The organism is Sinomonas cellulolyticus (genome assembly GCF_014656475.1).
Taxonomy (GTDB): Bacteria; Actinomycetota; Actinomycetes; order Actinomycetales; family Micrococcaceae; genus Sinomonas; species Sinomonas cellulolyticus.
In genome coordinates this window covers 78,124-96,317 of sequence record NZ_BNCM01000001.1, presented here as the reverse complement: position 1 = coordinate 96,317, position 18,194 = coordinate 78,124, and the positions used below count along the sequence as shown (strand labels likewise).

Sequence of the window (18,194 nt, the reverse complement as noted above, 5' to 3'; positions counted from 1 at the left end):
GGTGCGGAAGAGCTGGGGACTATTTGACGACCGAGGCGAAGATCTCGGGGGTGAAGCGCGCGAGGAGTCCTGCCGCGGCGCCGCCGACGAGCGGGCCGACCACGGGAATCCAGGCGTAGGACCAGTCGCTGGAGCCCTTGCCCCGGATCGGGAGGAGGGCGTGGGCAATGCGCGGGCCGAGGTCGCGGGCCGGGTTGATCGCGTACCCGGTCGGGCCGCCGAGGGAGACGCCGATGCCGACGACGAGGAGGGCGACGGCGAGCGGGCCCAGACCTGACGGCGTGCCGCCGAAGGAGAGGATCACGAACACGAGGACGAAGGTGCCGATGATCTCGGTGACCACGTTCCAGCCGTTGCTGCGGATGGCCGGGCCCGTCGAGAAGGTGCCGAGCTTGTTGGCCGGGTCGTCCTCGTGGTCGAAGTGCTGCTTGTAGGCGAGCCAGCAGACCACGGCGCCGAGGAAGGCGCCCAGCATCTCGCCGCTGAAGTAGGTCAGGGTCGAGGCGACGTCGACCTTGACCCCCGGGGCGTACTCCGCGTTGCCGTGCATGAGGAGGCCGAGTGTGACGGCCGGGTTGAGGTGGGCGCCGGACTTCGCGGCGATGAAGACGCCGGAGAAGACCGCGATCCCCCAGCCCCACGTCACCATGAGGAACCCACCGGCGTAGCCCTTGGTCCCCTTGAGTGCGACGTTGGCGACGACGCCGCAGCCGAGCAGGGTGAGCATGCCGGTGCCGAGTACTTCAGACAGGAACACCAGTCCTAGAGACATCCTTGACTCCTTGTGTTTGTTCGGGTGCCACCCTGGACCACGCCGGCCCGGGGTGTGGTGCGATGCGCCTCAATCGACCAGCTGGTCGATCTCCACGCGGTGGCGCTCGGCCAGCACGGCCTTGGCGTGCAGGGCCTCCTGCCGCGTCTGCTGGGCGTCCCAGCCGAGGGGACCGGCAAGGTGCCCGGCCACCTCGTCGACAAGCTCAGCCGTCACGAGTCCCCGGAAGGCCAGGGAGGTGCGGCGGATGAGGATGTCGATGGCGTGCCCCACATGCTCGTGCTCCGCCATGTAGAGCAGTTCTCGGACGCTCAGCTCCTTGGTGCTCTGAAGCAGACTGTCGTCCGCTTGACGCAGGAAGTCAATGACTTCCGAAGCTCTTGTTCCATATCGCCCGAGGAGCACTTCGGCGCGCGCTGCGTCGATGCTTCCGCCCACGTGGGCCTTGACCCAGGCCTGCACGCCCTCGGGCGTCGCCGGGAAGCCCCGGCCGCCGCCGATCGCCAGCTCGGCCGTGCTCTGCGTCCGCTGCTGGCCCACGAGCGTGAGGACCTCGTCGGCCAGGTGCTCCGAGAGTGCGCGGAAGGTGGTCCACTTGCCCCCGACGAGGCTCAGGACGGTCTGGCCGCGGCCGCCGGGCAGCGCGGCGCGCTCGATCCGGTAGTCCCTCGAGACGAACCCGGGCGCGGTGTCGTCGTGCCGCGGCAGCGGACGGACTCCGGAGAACGTGTAGACGATGTGGCCTTGGTCCACCGCCACGGTCGGGAAGACATGGTGGATCAGGTCGAAGAAGTACTGGATCTCCTCGTCGGTGCACACGGGGGTGAGATCCTCGCCGGCGTCGATGTCGGTGGTGCCCACGAGGACGCGGTCCCCCATGGGGTAGATCAGGACGATCCGCCCGTCGCTGTGCTCGAAGAAGATCTCCCGGCCCGCGCAGGCCGCGAGCAGTTCCGGGGCGTCCAGCACGATGTGGGACCCCTTCGTCCCGCCCATGAAGCGGGTCGGTGCGCCGAAGCTGCCGTTCGTCTGGTCGACCCAGGCGCCGGTGGTGTTGACCACCACATCTGCGGTGATGTCGAATTCCTCCCCGGTGAGCTCGTCGCGGAGCCGCACCGACGCGCCGTCGTGCCCTGCTCCCTCCGCCGACGGGCTCGCAGCGGTGACCCCCACGGCGGAGACGTAGTTCGCCGCGCGGGCATGTGTGCCCGCAGCGAGGCCGTCGTGGAGGACGTCGAGGGTGAGACGCTCCGGATTGTGGACGGACGCGTCGAAGTAGGTGGCCGTGTACTTCAGGTCCGGGCGCAGCCGGGGCAGTTCCTCGAGAGCCTTCTTCCGCCCGAGGAAACGATGGCGCGGAACGCTGCCGCCCTTTCGCGAGAAGGCGTCGTAGAGGCTGAGCCCGACCTTGATCAGCGCCGCTCCCCGCTCCTGGGGCTTGCCGGACCGGTGCGTCAGGAACCGCAGGGGCGCGTTGAGGATCCCGGAGAAGGTCGAGAAGATAGGAATCGTGGTCTGCAGCGGCTTCACGTAGTGGGGGGCGATGCGGAGCAGCCGGTTGCGCTCCACGACCGACTCGTTCACGAGCCTGAACTCGCCGTTTTCGAGGTACCGGATGCCGCCGTGGATCATGTGGGAGGAGGCGCCGGATGCGCCCTCGCAGAAGTCCCCCCGCTCGACCAGGACCACGTCGACGCCCTGGAGGGCGAGGTCGCGGAACGTGCCGACGCCGTTGATGCCGCCGCCGATGATGAGGACGCTGGCGCCGGGGCGCTGCTTGAGCGACGCGACGCCGGCGCGCTCCGACGCGTGGGGCGCGACAGGGGGCGTTGGCGAGGAGTCGGTCCGGTGGATGGATTTCACGGGATCTCCCTTTCACGGGGCTGGTGAGTGGACTTGCAGCTATTCTTGGAAGACCTGCGAAAGAAGTTCAAGCAGTGTGCACGAACGTGCAGAAGGGAGTCCCATGAGGACCTCCGATGCGGACCGCAACCCCGCAATGGTGAGAGAAAGCTCACACAGCACCCTCTCCCGCCGTCACCAGGACGCCCTCCTCGCTGCCCGGCTCTACTACCTCCAGGACCTCACGATGGACGGCATCGCGAGGCAGCTCCGCACGTCCCGGTCAACGGTGTCCCGCCTGCTGGCCTTCGCAAGGGACGAGGGGCTCGTCCAGATCCAGATCCACAGCCCCGTGGACTCCGCGGTCGCCCTCGAGACCGCCATTGCCGGCCGCTTCGGCCTGGCTCCAGAGGGCGTGCACGTCGTGCCCCACGTGGACAACAACAACGAGGCAGAGACACTGGACCGGGTCGCGATGTACGCGGCGCGCACGCTGACGCCGCTCGTCGTCTCGCAGAGCGTCATCGGGATCGCGTGGGGCTCGACCCTGAGCGCCATGAGCCGCTACCTCAACCGCAAGCCGACCCACGGGGTGACGGTGGTCCAGCTCAACGGCGCCGCCAACACCCAGACCATGGGCCTCGGGTACGCGAGCGAGATCATGCGCCGGTTCGGCAGGGCCTTCGATGCGGAGGTGGAGGAGTTCCCGGTTCCCGCCTTCTTCGACCGGCCGGAGACCAAGCAGTGGATGTGGCGCGAGCGCAGCGTGCGCCGCGTCCTGGACGTGCAGGCCCGCATGTCCCTCGCCGTCTTCGGCGTGGGTGCGGTGGACGCCGACGTTCCCAGCCACGTCTACTCGGGCGGCTACCTCGATCACGCCGACCTCGAATCCCTTTCCCGCGAGGGGGTCGTGGGAGATGTTGCGACGGTCTTCTTCCGGGCGGACGGCTCCTCGGAGGGCATCGGGCTCAATGCCCGGGGCACCGGACCGGATCTGGACGCCCTGCGCACGGTCCCGCGGAGGCTGTGCATCGTCTCGGGGCCCGCCAAGGCTGCGGGGCTCAGGGGCGCCCTCAACGCGGGCCTCGTCACCGACCTCATCGTGGACGAGGCGACGGGCCGGGCCGTCCTCGCAGAGCAGGCGTAGCCTGCGCCGCAGCCGCGGCGCCCCGGTAGGGTGGGAGCCATGTTCGCCTCTCCCATGGTCGGCCTCGCCCACGGGGTCGGCATGCCCCAGCTGGGCTACGGCCTCTACAAGGTCCCGCCCGAGGACGCCGAGCGGCTCGCCGCCGAGGCGATCGCGGCCGGGTACCGCAGCCTCGATACCGCCGCAATGTACGGAAACGAGGCGGGGGTGGGCCGGGCCGTCCGCGCGGCGATGCTCGACGGCGATGCCTCCGGCCGCCTCGACCGCGCCGAGGTGTTCATCACCACCAAGGTGTGGAACACCGATCACGGCTACGACACGACGCTCCGGGCGTTCGACCTCAGCCAGGACGCGCTCGGCCTCGACGTCGTAGACCTCTACCTCATCCACTGGCCGTGCCCCCAGCGGGACCGCTACGTCGAGACCTACCGCGCGCTCATCCGTCTCCTCGAGGACGGCAGGGTCCGGGCGATCGGCGTGAGCAACTTCCAGCCGGAGCACCTCCGGCGTCTCGTTGACGAGACCGGGTCCGTCCCCATGGTGAACCAGATCGAGCTCCACCCCTGGCTGCAGCAGCGCGAGCTGCGGGACCTCCACGCGGAGCTCGGCATCGCCACGGAGGCATGGTCGCCGCTCGCGCGCGGCAAGGTCCTCGACGACCCGGTCCTGCGCGAGATCGCCGCCGCTCACGGGGTGAGCGTTGCCCAGACGGTCATCCGGTGGCACCTGTCCCAGGGCACAATCGTGATCCCCAAGGCGAGCAGCGCGGCGAGGATCCGGGAGAACTCCGAGGTATTCGGCTTCGACCTCACGCCAGAGGACCTCGAGCGGATCGCCGGGCTTGACCGGGGCTTCCGCAGCGGCTCCCATCCGGACGCGGTGAACTGAGAGGATGACCGCCCTGCAGCACGAGATGTTCCTCTCCGACACCCTTGCCCAGCGCGAGCACCGCAGCCTCCTCGACGTGGCGGGGGCCCGCACCGCGGTGTTCACCTATGAGCCGCTTGGGCCGGAACCCCGACCCGTCACGATCCTCGCCATCCACGGATTCCGCGGCACCCACCACGGGCTCCTGCGGGTCGTCGACGCCCTCCCCCACGTCCGTGTGGTGATGCCGGACCTGCCCGGCTTCGGCGAGTCCGGCGTGCTTCCGGAGGGCCAGCACAGCATCGACGGCTACGGCGCGTGGCTGGAGGAGCTTGCGGATGCGCTGTCGCTGGGCCCCGAAACGGTGCTGCTCGGCCATTCGTTCGGCTCGATCGTCGTCTCGCACTTCCTCGCCGCGCATCCGGGCCGATTCACGCGCCTCGTGCTCGTCAACCCCATTTCGGCGCCGGCGCTCGAGGGGCCCAAGGCCGTCCTGAGCAGGGTCGCAGAGCTCTACTACTGGGCTGCCGCGAAGCTGCCGGCGCGCGTCGGCACCGCGCTGCTGCGCAGCCGCGCCGTCGTGCGCCTCATGAGCGAGGCGATGGCCAAGAGCCGCGAGCCCAGGCTTCGCGCCTTCGTCCACGGTGAGCACCGCGCCCACTTCAGTGAGTTCGCCACCCGCGGGTCGTTGCTCGAGTCCTTCCGGGCGTCGATCTCGCACGACGCCGCCGAGGCCGCCGATGCGCTGACGCTCCCCGTGCTGCTCATCGCCGGCGAGCAGGACGAGGTCGCAGCGCTGCCGGACGTCCGTCGCCTGCACGAGCGGCTCGCGGATTCGCGGCTCACCGTGATCCCCGGTGTAGGACACCTGATCCACTACGAGACGCCGGGTCCCGCGGCCGCGGCCATCGCCGACTTCATCGGAGGCACATCCGCGTGAGGATCCTCATCGACGCCCGCTTCACCCGGACGGACCAGCATGACGGCATCAGCCGTTTCGGCGCCAGCCTCATCGAGGCCGTCTCGCGGCGTGCAGAGGTCGCAGTGCTCATCAACGACGACCGCCAGCTGGCCCTGCTGCCGGACGTGCCCCACGTCAAGGTCAGCAGTCCGCTCTCCCCCGCCGAGCTGTTCATCGCCGCTCGGGTCAACGGGCTCAACCCCGACGTGGTGTTCTGCCCCATGCAGACCATGGGGTCGTGGGGTCGTCGTTATCCGCTCATCCTCACGCTGCACGACCTCATCTACTACGAGCATCCGGATCCGCCGGGCTTCCTCCCCGCACCGGTTCGCCTGCTGTGGAGGCTGTACCACAAGGCCTACTGGCCGCAGCGGATCCTGCTCGACAGGGCGGACGTAGTGGCCACCGTCAGCCACACGACCCGGTGGCTCATGTCCGAGAAACGGCTGACCCGGCGGCCCGTGCGGATCATCGGGAACGCCCCCCAGGGCGGCCGTCAGCCGCGCCAGGTGGACGGCCGGGCGGAGAAGACCCTTCTCTACATGGGTTCCTTCATGCCGTACAAGAACGTCGAGACCGTCATCGCCGGCATGGCCCAGCTGCCCGACTACGAGCTCCATCTCCTCTCCCGCATCTCGCCGCCGCGCCGGTCGGAGCTCGAGGCATTCATCCCCGCTGGCGCCCGCGTGGTGTTCCACGGCGGCGTGTCCGAGGCTGAGTACGAGGAGCTGCTGCGGCGCACGACCGCCCTGGTGAGCCTCTCGAGGTCCGAGGGCTACGGCCTGCCGCTCGTCGAGGCGATGAGCCTCGGCACCCCAGTGATCGCGAGCGACATCCCGATCTTCCGGGAAGTGGGCGGTCGCGGCGCCCTGTACGTGGACCCTGATTCACCCGCCGAGTTCGCTGCCGCAGTCCGGGCCCTCGAGGCCCCAGGAGCATGGACGGGCGCATCAGACGCCGCCCGGGCGCAGGCGGCGGCATTCAGCTGGGACGCCTCCGCCGAGGCACTCCTGGCCGCGGCTCGAGAGGCGATCGAGGCCTTCGGACAACGCCGGGCCAGGCGGGGCCTCCACCGCTAGAGCAGATCCGGGGCATCGATCCGGAGGGCCACGGGACCTGCAGTGCGGCGGGCCGCGAGGGCGCCCCGCACTCCGTGCAGGCCCCGCGTGACTGCCTGACCCGAGACGATGGGGAAGAAGATGAGGGCGTGGGCCGGATCCCCGGAGACAGGCCCGGCCACTCGGATCCCCGGTCCGCCCAGAACGTCCTGCGCAGCCGCCAGAAACGCCTCGACATCCGGCGTCGCTCCGGTCACTGCAGCGATGCGCACGGCCGGGGGCAGGCCGAGCTCGCGGCGCAAAGCCAGCTCGCGGGCCGCGAATCCGGCCGGATCCCATCGGACGAGGGCAGCAACCGCTTCGGCTTCCCCCGCAGTGATGATGACTCGGCCGCCCTCGGACGCGGGCCGGACGAGGGCGGCGGCGTTGAGCCAGCGGCGAAGGGCCTCCTCGGGGGCCCGGAGGCTCTCCCGCCGCAGCAGCGCCTCGCCGTCGAGCAGGAGGGCGGCCGCGTACCCGCCGGGGGCCACCGGCTCGGCGCCGACCGTCGCGACCACGAGGGCAGGTTCGCCCGAGATCTCCGACTTGACCGCGTCCCCCGAGGAGGTGACGACAAGCGAGCCGGGAAAGGCCCGGCCCAGCTCCTCCGCGGTCCTCAGCGCACCGATGGCCGTGCGGCGGAGCGCGGTACCACCGCAGACCCGGCAGGAGAAGGCGAGCTCCGGGGTCCCGCACCAGCGGCACACCACGAGCCGATCGCGGCCCGACGCCTGCTCGGCCAGAGGGCCAGAGCAGTGGCGGCAGCGCGCCGGCTCCCTGCACGTGCCGCACGCGAGCGACGGCGCGTAGCCGGCCCGCGCGACCTGCACGAGGACCGGTCCATTCGTGAGTGCCTCGCGCGCCGCGTGCCACGCCGTGTGGGGCAGCCGCGCGATCCTGGCGAGGGGATCCCGCGCAGACTCCACGCTGTCGGCCGTGCTCGTGATGCGGGGCAGCGCCGCGCGCAGTACGGAGCGCTCTGCAGCGACCCGGTGCAGCCATCCCGATTCCACGAGGCGCTCCGCCTCGACGGAGACGGCATGGCCGGCCAGGAGCAGGGCGCACCCCGTCTGCTCGGCACGCAGGAGGAGCACCTCTCTGGCATGGAAGTACGGGGCGCGGGGCTCGACGTGGAGGTCATCGCCGTCGTCCCAGCACGCCACGAGACCGAGATCCTGCACGGGCGCGAACGCAGCGCCCCTCGTCCCGACGGCAACGTGGGCGGCGCCGGTCAGCAGGTCGAGGAAACCCCGGGAGCGCGTGCTCGGCCCATCCTCGGCAGACAGCCGCACAATCGGCTCCCCGGGCAGCGCAGCCTCGAGGGCCGCGTGGAGGCGCAGGAGGTCCCGGCGGTCGGGGACGACGACGAGAGCCCCCCGCCCTGACGAGCGTGCCGCCGCGACCGCAGCCGCCAGCGTGTGCGGCCACGCCGCTGGCCCATAGCCCTGGGGGATCTGGAGGACCGCCCGGGGGCTGCCGCCCGCAGCGAGGTGACGTAGAAACGCGGGACCGTTCCTGAGGCGGTCCCAGCCCGCCGGGCCCTGAGGACTCGCGGGGCCCTGGGGAGGTGCAGCGCCAGGCGAGGGCACGGCGGTCGGCGACCACGCGGCGTCGTGCGCGACACCGTCCGGATCTCCCCGCTCGTCCCGCTCGCGCAGCCGGCCAGCGAACTCCGCCTCCACGCGCGCCGCACGCGGGGGCACTGCGAACCGCAGGACGTCGCCGAGCGCGCCGGCCCAGCGCTCAGCGACCGCGCGGGCCAGCTCTGCAATCTCGGGGGCGAGGACGGGAAGCGGCGAGAGGACGGCACTGAGGGGTGAGAGCGTGACGCCGGAGTCCGACGATTCAAGCCGCTCGAGGAGGAATCCGACGTGCTCGCGCCCTGCCACCCGGACCTTGACCCGCACCCCAGGGAGGGCCGCCGCGTCGAGCTCTTCAGTGACGAGATAGTCGAAGGGCCGGTCCAGCTGTGGAAGGGGCGATTCGACGCACACCCGGGCCACCGGAAGGCTCTCTGCGGGGCGGGGCCCCGGAGGCGGCAGTTCGGCCGCAGGGAAGCCGCTCAGGAGCGAGGGCTGCACGGGCGCGGCGTGCGGCTGGCCAGCAGTCATCGCCTCCGCCTCAGGCGCCGAAGAAGTCCTTGAGCTGCGCCACGCGGTCCAGCCGCTCCCAGGTGAAGTCGGGCTCCTCCCGGCCGAAGTGGCCGTGGGCAGCGGTCTTGGCGTAGATCGGGCGCTTCAGGTCGAGGGCCTCGATGATGGCGCGCGGGCGGAGGTCGAACACCTCGTTGATCGCGGCGCTGATCCGCAGGGGGTCCACGCTCTCGGTGCCGAAGGTCTCCACGTAGATGCCCACGGGGCGCGCCTGCCCGATCGCGTAGGCGACCTGGATCTCGGCGCGGCGCGCGAGGCCGGCCGCCACCACATTCTTCGCGACCCAGCGCATTGCGTACGCGGCCGAGCGGTCCACCTTCGACGGGTCCTTCCCGGAGAAGGCTCCGCCGCCGTGACGGGCAAAGCCGCCGTAGGTGTCCACGATGATCTTGCGGCCCGTGAGGCCCGCGTCGCCCACCGGGCCGCCGATGATGAAGGCGCCCGCAGGGTTGAGGATGCTGCGCACGTGGTCCGACTCGAGCTCCGACATTGCCAGCACGGGCTTGACCACGTGGTCCGCGAGGTCCGCGCGGAGGGTGGCGAGGTCGGTTCCCTCGGCGTGCTGGCTCGAGATGACGATCGTCTCGACGCTCACGGGGCGATCGCCGTCGTAGCCGACGGTGGCCTGCGTCTTGCCGTCCGGGCGGAGGTACGGCAGTTCGCCACTCTTCCGGACCTCCGTGAGGCGCTCCGACAGGCGGTGCGCGAGCCAGATCGGCGTGGGCATGTACGTGGCCGTCTCGTCCGAGGCGTAGCCGAACATGATGCCCTGGTCCCCCGCGCCCTGGGCGTCGTATTCGTCCTCCATGGTGCCTTCACGGGCTTCGAGCGAGTTGAAGACGCCCTCGAAGATGTCGGAGGACTGCTGGCCGATCGACACCGACACGCCGCACCGGGCGCCGTCGAAGCCGTTGGCCGACGAGTCGTAGCCGATCCCGAGGATGGTGTTGCGCACGATCTGGGGGATCTCGACGTAGGCGTCGGTTGTGACCTCGCCCGCGACGTGCACGAGGCCAGTAGTCGCCATGGTCTCGACCGCGACCTTCGAGTCGGGGTCCGCCGCGAGCAGCGCATCGAGGATCGAGTCGCTGATCTGATCGCAGATCTTGTCCGGGTGGCCCTCCGTCACGGATTCGGACGTGAAGAGGCGCAGTGCCGTGGGATTGGATGAAGCCAAGCCGGAAGAAGGAGCGGAAGCGTGGGTCACTGGTCTACTCTACTGGCTCTGCGCTCGTGGCCCGGTCCCGCGGGACGCGGCCAGTTCCTGCGAGATGCGGCGCACGACGGCGCGCGCCACCTCGTCCTTGCTGCCCGCCACGTGCTCGGGGTCGCCCCCTCCGCGGGACAGGAGCTGGACGGAGTTGCTGTCGCGGCCGAAAACACGCTCGGCCCCGCTCGCGTCGGCGCCGACCTCGTTGAGCACGAGGAGGTCGCATCCCTTGCGGGCCAGCTTCGCCTGCCCGTATTCGAGGACGCTCCCCTGCTCGTCGCCGGTCTCCGCCGCGAACCCGACGATGAACTGCGAGGGCTCCTCGGCGTTCCGGCGCGCCACGAGCTCCACGAGGATGTCCGGGTTGCGCACGAGGGCGATGACGGGGTCCTGGGCGTCGTCGCGCTTCTTCAGCTTGCTGCCGAGCAGCTCCGCGGGGCGGAAGTCTGCCACCGCGGCCGCCATGACCACCGCATCCGCGCCGGGCGCGTTTGCGAGCATCGCGTCGCGCATCTGGAGTGCGGAATCCACGGGGACCGTCTCCGCGCCGGCCGGCGGAGCGACGTCGAGATGGGCTGCGACGAAGGTCACCCTGGCACCCGCCTCGAGTGCGGCCCGCGCGATCGCTGAGCCCTGCTTGCCGGAGGAGCGGTTGCCGAGGAAGCGGACAGGGTCGATGGGCTCGCGCGTTCCTCCGGCTGAGACGAGCACGTGCTTCCCGGCGAGGGCACCGACGCCCGATGCGCCGTCGGAGGCCTGATCAACGAGGGCCAATGCTGCCGCGAAGATCGCCTCGGGCTCGGGGAGGCGCCCGGGGCCGCTGTCCGGTCCGGTGAGGCGGCCGACGTCCGGGTCGAGGACGTGGACGCCGCGCTCGCGCAGGAGGGCCACGTTGGCCCGCGTGGCAGGGTGGCCCCACATCTCGGTGTGCATCGCGGGAGCCAGCAGCACCGGGCAATGGGCCATGAGAAGCGTGGTGGTCAGGAGGTCGTCCGCGTGCCCGCCTGCGGCGCGGGCGAGAAGATCCGCAGTGGCCGGTGCGACGACGACGAGATCGGCCTCATGCCCGAGCCGGACATGGTTAACCGACTCGACGGCCTCGAAGACGTCGGTGCGCACGGGCTTGCCCGAGAGCGCCTCCCAGGTAGCCTTGCCCACGAACTGCAGGGCAGCTTCGGTCGGCACGGCGGTCACACTGTGCCCGGCCTCCGTGAACAGCCGCAGCAGGAGTGCCGCCTTGTATGCGGCGATCCCGCCGCCGACCCCCAGGACGACGCGCACGCTCCCCCGGCCCCTACTCGGCCTCGGACTCGTCAGCCGGAAGTTCGGACGGGGCGTCCTCGGCGACGATGGGGGTTGCCTCCAGGAGGCCCTCGTTGATCTCGCGCAGCGCGATCGAGAGCGGCTTCTCGTTCAGCTTCGTGTCCACGAGGGGGCCGACGTACTCGAACAGGCCCTCGTGGAGCTGGGCATAGTAGGCGTTGATCTGTCGGGCCCGCTTGGCCCCGAAGATCACGAGGCCGTACTTCGAGTCCGACTTGGTCAGAAGGTCGTCGATCGGCGGGTTGATGATGCCTTCGGGGTTCGAGGACACGGTGGAATCTCCAATGCTCTTCGTTGCGGTGACGGCGCTCTAGTGCGACGCCTGGCGGGCGTGCGGCGTCAGGCCCATGAGTGACACAAGCTCGTCTGCCGCCCGTTTCACGTCGTCGTTGACGACGGTGACATCGAATTCGGGCTCGGCAGCGAGTTCCATTTTAGCCGTTTCGAGGCGGCGCTGCTGTTCCTCGGGAGTTTCGGTGCCGCGCCCGACCAGCCGACGGACCATTTCGTCCCAGCTCGGCGGGGCCAGGAAGACGAACCGGGCGTCGGGCATGGCGGCCTTGACCTGGCGGGCGCCCTGCAGGTCGATCTCGAGCAGGACGTGCTTCCCGGCCGCGATCGCCTCCTCGACCGTGCGCCGCAGAGTGCCGTAGCGGTTCCTGCCGTGGACGACCGCCCACTCGAGGAAGGCGTCCTCGCCGACCAGCCGGTCGAACTCGTCGCTGCTGATGAAGAAGTAGTGGACGCCGTCGGCCTCGCCGGCGCGGGGCTCGCGCGTGGTTGCCGACACCGACAGCCAGACCTCTGGGTACGTGTCGCGGATGTAGGTCGAGACGGTGCCCTTGCCGACCGCGGTGGGGCCCGCGAGCACTGTGAGTCCGCTGTGCCCCGCGCCGCCCTGTGTCCGTGGGTGTTCCTGCTCCACGCTGTCCCTTCGATGAGGCCCGGCGCGACGATCCGCGCCGGGCAGTGCCCTGGCAGAACTGATCAGCCTGCCAGAAAATCTACCAGCGCCTGCCGCTGGTGGACGCCGAGGCCCCTGAGCCGTCGGCTCGGTGCGATCCCGAGGTCCTCCAGGATGGCGAGGGCCCTCACGGGCCCGACGCCGTGGAGGCACTCGAGCATCTCGGTGACCTTGAGCCGGGCGAGAGCCTCGTCGCTGTGGGCGCGGGCGAGGAGCTCCGAGACCGAAAGCTCGCCTGAGCGGAGGGCGGCCTTGGCGCGCGACCTCACGCCGCGGGCCTCCATGGCCTTCCCGAGCGCCTCACGCCTCTCCTGGGGTGTCAGGGGTTCGAGTGCCATCCGCGCCGCCTCCTGCTCCGCCTTGTCCGACTGCCTCGAAACCTAGACGGCGCACGCGGTGAAGGCAAGGAGGCAGTCAGCCCCGGAGGCCCTCGAGGGTGCGTTCCGCGCTGGCACGCACTTCTCTCTCGTCGGGACCCGCGCGGAGGATGTCCCGGCTCGAGGTCGCGAGGACCCGGGGATAGGCCGCCGCGAATGTCTCCCGCATGGCGGCAGCCGTCGCTCCCTGGGCGCCGAGGCCGGGAGCGAGGATGGGGCCGCCCATCGCTGCCAGGTCGAGACCGAGCCGTGCGATCGCGTCCCCCACGGTCGCACCGACCACCAGCCCGACCGAACCCTCGCCCCGGTCCGCGCCCGAGTACCTGCGGTTCTCGGCGGTGGCGGCCTCGACGACCCTGCGCGCCACGGACGCGTCGCCTCCGACGTGCTGGACGGACGCTCCCTCCGGGTTCGACGTCAGGGCCAGGACGAAGACACCGCGCCCCGTCTCGGCCGCGACGTCGAGTGCGGGCCGCAGCGACTCGAACCCCAGATAAGGGCTCAGTGTCACCGCGTCGGCCGCGAGGGGCGAGCCCTCCCCCAGCCAGGCCTGGGCGTAGGCTGCCATGGTCGAGCCGATGTCCCCGCGCTTGGCGTCCGCGATCGTCAGAAGGCCCGCCTCACGGGCGTCGGCGAGGAGATCCTCGAGGGCGGCGATCCCCGCGGAGCCGTGCCTCTCATACAGCGCCACCTGGGGCTTAAGCGCGGCCGCAACGCCGGCGACCGCAGCGAGGACCGTCGCCGAGAACCGGCGGAGGCCCTCGGCGTCGTCGGAGAGGCCCCACGACGCGAGGAGTGCCGGGTGCGGATCGATCCCCACACAGAGCGGTCCGAGGCGTCCGACGGCGGCGGCGAGCCGGGCGCCGAAGGGCGCCCGGCCGCCGGGCTGCTGCGGCTCAGGCACGCGCCGGTTCCTCGGCCGAGGCCGTTGCCGCCGCAGTCACGTGGGCGCCGTCCCGAGCGCTCGCGCGCAGGGACGCCGCGTGCTCCTGGAGGCTCATGACGTTCCACTCGAAGCTGCGCATGGCCTCGATGGCCAGGACGGCGAAGTTGAACTCCGCCACCGTGGTGATGCACGGCTTGCCGTTGGACGTCGCGGCGGCGCGGATCTCGTAGCCGTCGCCGCGGGCCGTGCCGCCGGACGGGGTGTTGAACACCATGTCCACCTTGCCGTCGTTGATGAGGTCCACGATCGTCCCCGCGCCGTCGGTGGGCGCCGAGCCGTCAGTGACCTTGCGCACCACGGTCGCGTTGATCCCGTTGCGGTTCAGCACCGCGGCGGTGCCACCCGTGGAGAGGATCTCGAACCCGAGGTCGGAGAGCTTCTTCACCCCCATGATGATCGAGCGCTTGTCCCGGTTGGCCACCGAGACGAACACGCGCCCTGAGGTCGGCAGGGAGCTGTTCGCCGCGGCCTGGCTCTTGGCGAACGCCGTGTCGAAGTGCTTGTCGATGCCCATGACCTCGCCCGTGGAGCGCATCTCGGGGCCGAGCAGGCTGTCCACGACCGTGCCCTCGGGCGTGCGGAAGCGGCTGAACGGGAGCACCGCCTCCTTCACGGCGACGGGGGCACCGGCGGGCAGCACCGCGCCGTCGCCCGTCTCGGGGAGCATGTGGTACGCCGAGCGCAGCTGCTTGATGGTCACGCCGGTGCCGATGAGGGCGGCGGCCTTGGCCAGCTGGACGCCGGTGGCCTTCGAGACGAAGGGCACCGTGCGGGAGGCCCGCGGATTCGCCTCGAGGACGTACAGCACGTCGGCGGCGAGGGCGAACTGAATGTTGATCAGGCCGCGGACGCCCACGCCCTCCGCGATGGCGCGCGTGGCCTCGCGCACCCGCTCTGCGACATCCGTGCCGAGGGTCAGCGGCGGCAGGACGCACGCCGAGTCGCCGGAATGGATGCCGGCCTCCTCGATGTGCTCCATGATGCCGCCGACATACAGGTCGGTGCCGTCGTACAGGGCGTCGACGTCGATCTCGATCGCATCCTCGAGGAAGCGGTCGATCAGGACAGGGTGGTCCGGAGTGATCTCGGTCGCGTTCTCGATGTAGCGGTGGAGGTTGGCCTCGTCGTAGACGATCTCCATCCCGCGTCCGCCGAGGACGTAGGACGGACGCACGAGGACGGGGTAGCCGATCTCGTCGGCGATCCGCTTGGCCTCGTCGAAGGAGACGGCGGTGCCGTTCTTCGGGGATACGAGGCCAGCGTCGTCGAGGACCTTCGAGAAGGCGCCGCGGTGCTCGGCGAGGTCGATGGCCTCGGGCGACGTGCCGAGGATGGGGACGCCGGCATCGGCCAGCTGCTGGGCGAGCTTGAGCGGGGTCTGGCCGCCCAGCTGGACGAACACGCCCACGACGCCGCCGGTGCGCTCCTCGGCCGCGATCACTTCGAGGACGTCCTCGAGCGTGAGCGGCTCGAAGTAGAGGCGCGTCGAGATGTCGTAGTCGGTCGAGACCGTCTCGGGGTTGCAGTTGACCATGACGGTCTCGTAGCCGGCCCTGCGCAGGGCCATCGTGGCGTGGACGCACGAGTAGTCGAACTCGATGCCCTGGCCGATCCGGTTCGGCCCGGAGCCGAGGATGATGATCGAAGGCTTCTTGTGCAGCTCGACCTCGTCCTCCTCGTCGTACGAGGAGTAGTGGTACGGCGTGTAGGCCGCGAACTCAGCGGCGCACGTGTCCACGGTCTTGTACACGGGGCGGACTCCGAGCGCATGGCGCACTCCCCGCACGACCGCTTCGGAGGAATGGGTGAGCGCGGCGATCTGCGCGTCCGAGAAGCCGTACCGCTTGGCGTGGCGCAGCACGTCCTCCGTGAGGGCTGGCGCGGCCTTGATCTCGGCCGCCACCTCATTCAGGAGGGCGATCTGGTCCAGGAACCACGGGTCGATCTTCGTGGCCTCGAAGAGCTCCTCTACGCTCGCCCCGCCCAGCAGGGCGCGCTGCACCTGGGCGAGGCGGTTCGTCGTCGGGCGCTTGGCCTTCTCGACCAGCTCGGGGACCTCGTAGTCGGGCACCGGGGAGAAGTCGAGCTCGGCGCCCTTCTGCTCGAGGGAGCGGAGGGCCTTCTGCAGGGCCTCGGTGAAGTTGCGGCCGAGGGCCATGGCCTCGCCGACGCTCTTCATGGTGGTGGTCAGCGTGGGATCCGCGGCCGGGAACTTCTCGAAGGCGAAGCGGGGCACCTTCACGACGACATAGTCGAGCGTCGGCTCGAAGCTGGCCGGCGTCTTCTGCGTGATGTCGTTCGGGATCTCGTCCAGGGTGTAGCCGAGGGAGAGCTTCGTGGCGATCTTCGCGATCGCGAACCCGGTGGCCTTCGAGGCGAGTGCGGAGGAGCGCGAGACGCGCGGGTTCATCTCGATCACGACGACGCGTCCCGTGGCCGGGTCGACGGCGAACTGGATGTTGCACCCGCCCGTGTCCACGCCGACCTCGCGGATGACGGCGATGGCGACGTCCCGCAGCTTCTGGTACTCGCGGTCAGTGAGCGTGAGCGCTGGAGCGACAGTGATCGAGTCGCCGGTGTGGACGCCGACCGGGTCGAAGTTCTCGATGGAGCACACGACGACGACGTTGTCGTTCTTGTCGCGCATCATCTCCAGCTCGTATTCCTTCCAGCCGAGGATGCTCTCCTCGAGGAGCACCTCAGTGGTCGGGCTGTACTGCAGGCCCGCGCCGGCGATCCGGTGAAGGTCCTCCTCGTTGTACGCCATGCCCGAGCCCAGGCCGCCCATCGTGAACGAGGGACGCACCACGACCGGGTAGCCGAGGTCCTCCACCGCCTTGAGCGCGTCGTCCATCGAGTGCACGATGTGGCTGCGCGCGCTCTCGGCACCGCAGCGCTCGACGACGCCCTTGAACTTCTCACGGTCCTCACCGAGCTCGATCGCGGCGATGTTCGCACCGATGAGCTCGACGCCGTACTTCTCGAGTGCGCCGTTCTTGTCGAGGGCGATCGCGGTGTTCAGAGCCGTCTGGCCCCCGAGGGTCGGCAGGATCGCGTCCGGGCGTTCCTTGGCGATGATCTTTTCGACCACCTCCGGGGTGATGGGCTCGACGTAGGTCGCGTCCGCGAGCTCCGGGTCGGTCATGATCGTGGCCGGGTTCGAGTTGACGAGGATGACACGGAGGCCCTCCTCCTTGAGCACCCGGATGGCCTGCGTGCCGGAGTAGTCGAACTCGGCAGCCTGGCCGATCACGATCGGGCCGGAGCCGATGACCAGGACGCTCTTCAGGTCTGTGCGCTTCGGCATTACTTCGCTTCCTCGGTCTTCTCGGTCTCGTCGGTGGTCTGGTCGTTCCCGGCGCTGCTCGCTTCCATCATGTCGATGAAGCGGTCGAACAGGTACGCGGCGTCGTGCGGGCCGGCGGCCGCCTCGGGGTGGTACTGGACGGAGAACGCCGGGATATCGAGGCACGCGAGGCCCTCGACCACCTGGTCGTTCAGGCTGATGTGGCTCACCTCGACCCGGCCGTACTGCCCCTCGGGCGCCACTGTGGCGCCCTCGAGCGGGGCGTCGACGGCGAAGCCGTGGTTCTGGCTCGTGATCTCGACCTTGCCGGTGCGGCGGTCCATGACCGGCTGGTTGATCCCGCGATGGCCGTAGCGGAGCTTGTAGGTGCCGAAGCCGAGGGCCCGGCCGAGGATCTGGTTGCCGAAGCAGATGCCGAAGTAGGGCAGCCGGGAGTCGAGGACGGAGCGGAGCAGGCGCACCTGGGCGTCGGCTGTCGCGGGATCGCCGGGACCATTGGACATGAAGAACCCGTCGGGGTTGACGGCCCGGACGTCCTCCGCGGTGGCCGTGGCAGGGAGCACGTGCACGCGCACGCCGCGCTCGGCGAGCCGGTGCGGCGTCATGGCCTTGATGCCGAGGTCGATGGCCGCGATGGTGAAGCGGGGCTCGCCCGTCCACCCGTGGTCGGCGGGATCCACCGTGTACGCGGTATCAACGCTCACCTCCTCGGCGAGGCGGGAGCCTTCCATCGGGGCACTCGCGAGCACCTCGTCAAGGAGTTCCCGGTCGGGGCGCCGCGCGGCGTCGCCGGAGAAGATCGCAGCCCGCATGGTCTTGTGCTCGCGCAGGTGGCGGGTGATGGCGCGGGTGTCGACTCCCTGGATGCCCACGATGCCCTGCTCGACGAGTTCGTCGTCGAGGCTGCGCTCGCTGCGCCAGTTCGAGGGCCGTCGCGCAGGGTCGCGCACCACGTAGCCCGCGACCCAGATGCGCCGGGACTCGGCGTCCTCGCTGTTCACACCGGTATTGCCGATGTGGGGCGCGGTCTGCACGACGATCTGGCGCGCATACGAGGGGTCGGTGATCGTCTCCTGGTAGCCGGTCATTCCGGTCGCGAAGACAGCCTCGCCGAATGCGGTTCCCACCGTGCCGTAGCTGCTGCCGCGGAACATCTTCCCGTCCTCGAGGACGAGGACGGCCGGCTCGGGCACGGCCGGGTTCTGGGTTGTGGCCTTCTCAGTCACTG

Annotated in this window: 15 protein-coding genes; 4 read left to right on the top strand and 11 right to left on the bottom strand. The window is 70.3% G+C overall.

The window, feature by feature from the left end:
• Nucleotides 1-19: 19 nt before the first annotated feature.
• Together IE231_RS00425 and IE231_RS00420 are read right to left on the bottom strand one after the other, a co-directional pair.
• Entirely contained in the window at nucleotides 20-772 is a 753-nt protein-coding gene (locus tag IE231_RS00425) for an MIP/aquaporin family protein (RefSeq protein WP_189691973.1), read from the bottom strand.
• A 69-nt stretch (nucleotides 773-841) separates the two neighbouring features.
• Nucleotides 842-2,626: a glycerol-3-phosphate dehydrogenase/oxidase gene (locus IE231_RS00420; protein WP_189692274.1), complete on the bottom strand. Its 1,785-nt coding sequence runs from the start codon at nucleotides 2,624-2,626 to the stop codon at nucleotides 842-844.
• Nucleotides 2,627-2,771: 145 nt separating this feature from the next.
• On the opposite strand from IE231_RS00420, the gene IE231_RS00415 reads away from it, so the two are divergent.
• The 4 genes from IE231_RS00415 to IE231_RS00400 are packed head-to-tail and all read left to right on the top strand — an operon-like array spanning nucleotide 2,772 to nucleotide 6,668.
• Nucleotides 2,772-3,761: a sugar-binding transcriptional regulator gene (locus IE231_RS00415; RefSeq protein WP_189692273.1), complete on the top strand. Its 990-nt coding sequence runs from the start codon at nucleotides 2,772-2,774 to the stop codon at nucleotides 3,759-3,761.
• Between the two features lie 39 nt (nucleotides 3,762-3,800).
• Nucleotides 3,801-4,649, top strand: coding sequence for an aldo/keto reductase (locus tag IE231_RS00410; RefSeq protein ID WP_189691972.1), 849 nt, complete (start codon nucleotides 3,801-3,803; stop codon nucleotides 4,647-4,649).
• 4 nt (nucleotides 4,650-4,653) lie between these two features.
• Nucleotides 4,654-5,568: an alpha/beta fold hydrolase gene (locus tag IE231_RS00405; protein WP_189691971.1), complete on the top strand. Its 915-nt coding sequence runs from the start codon at nucleotides 4,654-4,656 to the stop codon at nucleotides 5,566-5,568.
• On the top strand, nucleotides 5,565-6,668 hold the full coding sequence (locus IE231_RS00400; RefSeq protein WP_229866399.1) for a glycosyltransferase family 4 protein: 1,104 nt from the start codon (nucleotides 5,565-5,567) through the stop codon (nucleotides 6,666-6,668). The genes IE231_RS00405 and IE231_RS00400 overlap by 4 nt, the downstream gene beginning before the upstream one ends.
• Here IE231_RS00400 and IE231_RS00395 read toward each other — a convergent pair.
• The 9 genes from IE231_RS00395 to carA all read right to left on the bottom strand — a co-directional run bounded on the left by IE231_RS00395 (nucleotide 6,665) and on the right by carA (nucleotide 18,192).
• Nucleotides 6,665-8,797, bottom strand: coding sequence for a primosomal protein N' (locus tag IE231_RS00395; RefSeq protein ID WP_189691970.1), 2,133 nt, complete (start codon nucleotides 8,795-8,797; stop codon nucleotides 6,665-6,667). The two genes, IE231_RS00400 and IE231_RS00395, sit on opposite strands and share 4 nt — an antisense overlap.
• A gap of 10 nt (nucleotides 8,798-8,807) precedes the next feature.
• Nucleotides 8,808-10,016: a methionine adenosyltransferase gene (gene metK / locus IE231_RS00390; RefSeq protein WP_189691969.1), complete on the bottom strand. Its 1,209-nt coding sequence runs from the start codon at nucleotides 10,014-10,016 to the stop codon at nucleotides 8,808-8,810.
• Nucleotides 10,017-10,055: 39 nt separating this feature from the next.
• Nucleotides 10,056-11,366, bottom strand: a complete 1,311-nt coding sequence (gene coaBC, locus IE231_RS00385) for a bifunctional phosphopantothenoylcysteine decarboxylase/phosphopantothenate--cysteine ligase CoaBC (protein ID WP_236662777.1) — start codon at nucleotides 11,364-11,366, stop codon at nucleotides 10,056-10,058.
• Nucleotides 11,344-11,643: a DNA-directed RNA polymerase subunit omega gene (rpoZ, locus tag IE231_RS00380; RefSeq protein ID WP_189691967.1), complete on the bottom strand. Its 300-nt coding sequence runs from the start codon at nucleotides 11,641-11,643 to the stop codon at nucleotides 11,344-11,346. Before rpoZ ends, coaBC begins: the two co-directional genes overlap by 23 nt.
• Before the next feature lie 39 nt (nucleotides 11,644-11,682).
• Nucleotides 11,683-12,297 (bottom strand): guanylate kinase, encoded by a 615-nt coding sequence (gene gmk / locus IE231_RS00375; protein ID WP_189691966.1) that lies wholly within the window; start codon nucleotides 12,295-12,297, stop codon nucleotides 11,683-11,685.
• A 62-nt stretch (nucleotides 12,298-12,359) separates the two neighbouring features.
• The gene (gene mihF / locus IE231_RS00370; protein WP_189691965.1) at nucleotides 12,360-12,674 is read right to left on the bottom strand and encodes an integration host factor, actinobacterial type; all 315 of its coding nucleotides are present in this window, start codon (nucleotides 12,672-12,674) and stop codon (nucleotides 12,360-12,362) included.
• A gap of 76 nt (nucleotides 12,675-12,750) precedes the next feature.
• On the bottom strand, nucleotides 12,751-13,617 hold the full coding sequence (pyrF, locus tag IE231_RS00365; protein WP_189691964.1) for an orotidine-5'-phosphate decarboxylase: 867 nt from the start codon (nucleotides 13,615-13,617) through the stop codon (nucleotides 12,751-12,753).
• Nucleotides 13,610-16,966 carry a carbamoyl-phosphate synthase large subunit gene (gene carB / locus IE231_RS00360; RefSeq protein WP_189691963.1) on the bottom strand — a complete coding sequence of 1,119 codons (3,357 nt, stop codon included), beginning with the start codon at nucleotides 16,964-16,966 and terminating at the stop codon, nucleotides 13,610-13,612. The genes pyrF and carB overlap by 8 nt, the downstream gene beginning before the upstream one ends.
• Nucleotides 16,966-18,192 (bottom strand): glutamine-hydrolyzing carbamoyl-phosphate synthase small subunit, encoded by a 1,227-nt coding sequence (gene carA, locus IE231_RS00355; protein ID WP_255429803.1) that lies wholly within the window; start codon nucleotides 18,190-18,192, stop codon nucleotides 16,966-16,968. The genes carB and carA overlap by 1 nt, the downstream gene beginning before the upstream one ends.
• Between the last annotated feature and the right edge of the window lie 2 nt (nucleotides 18,193-18,194).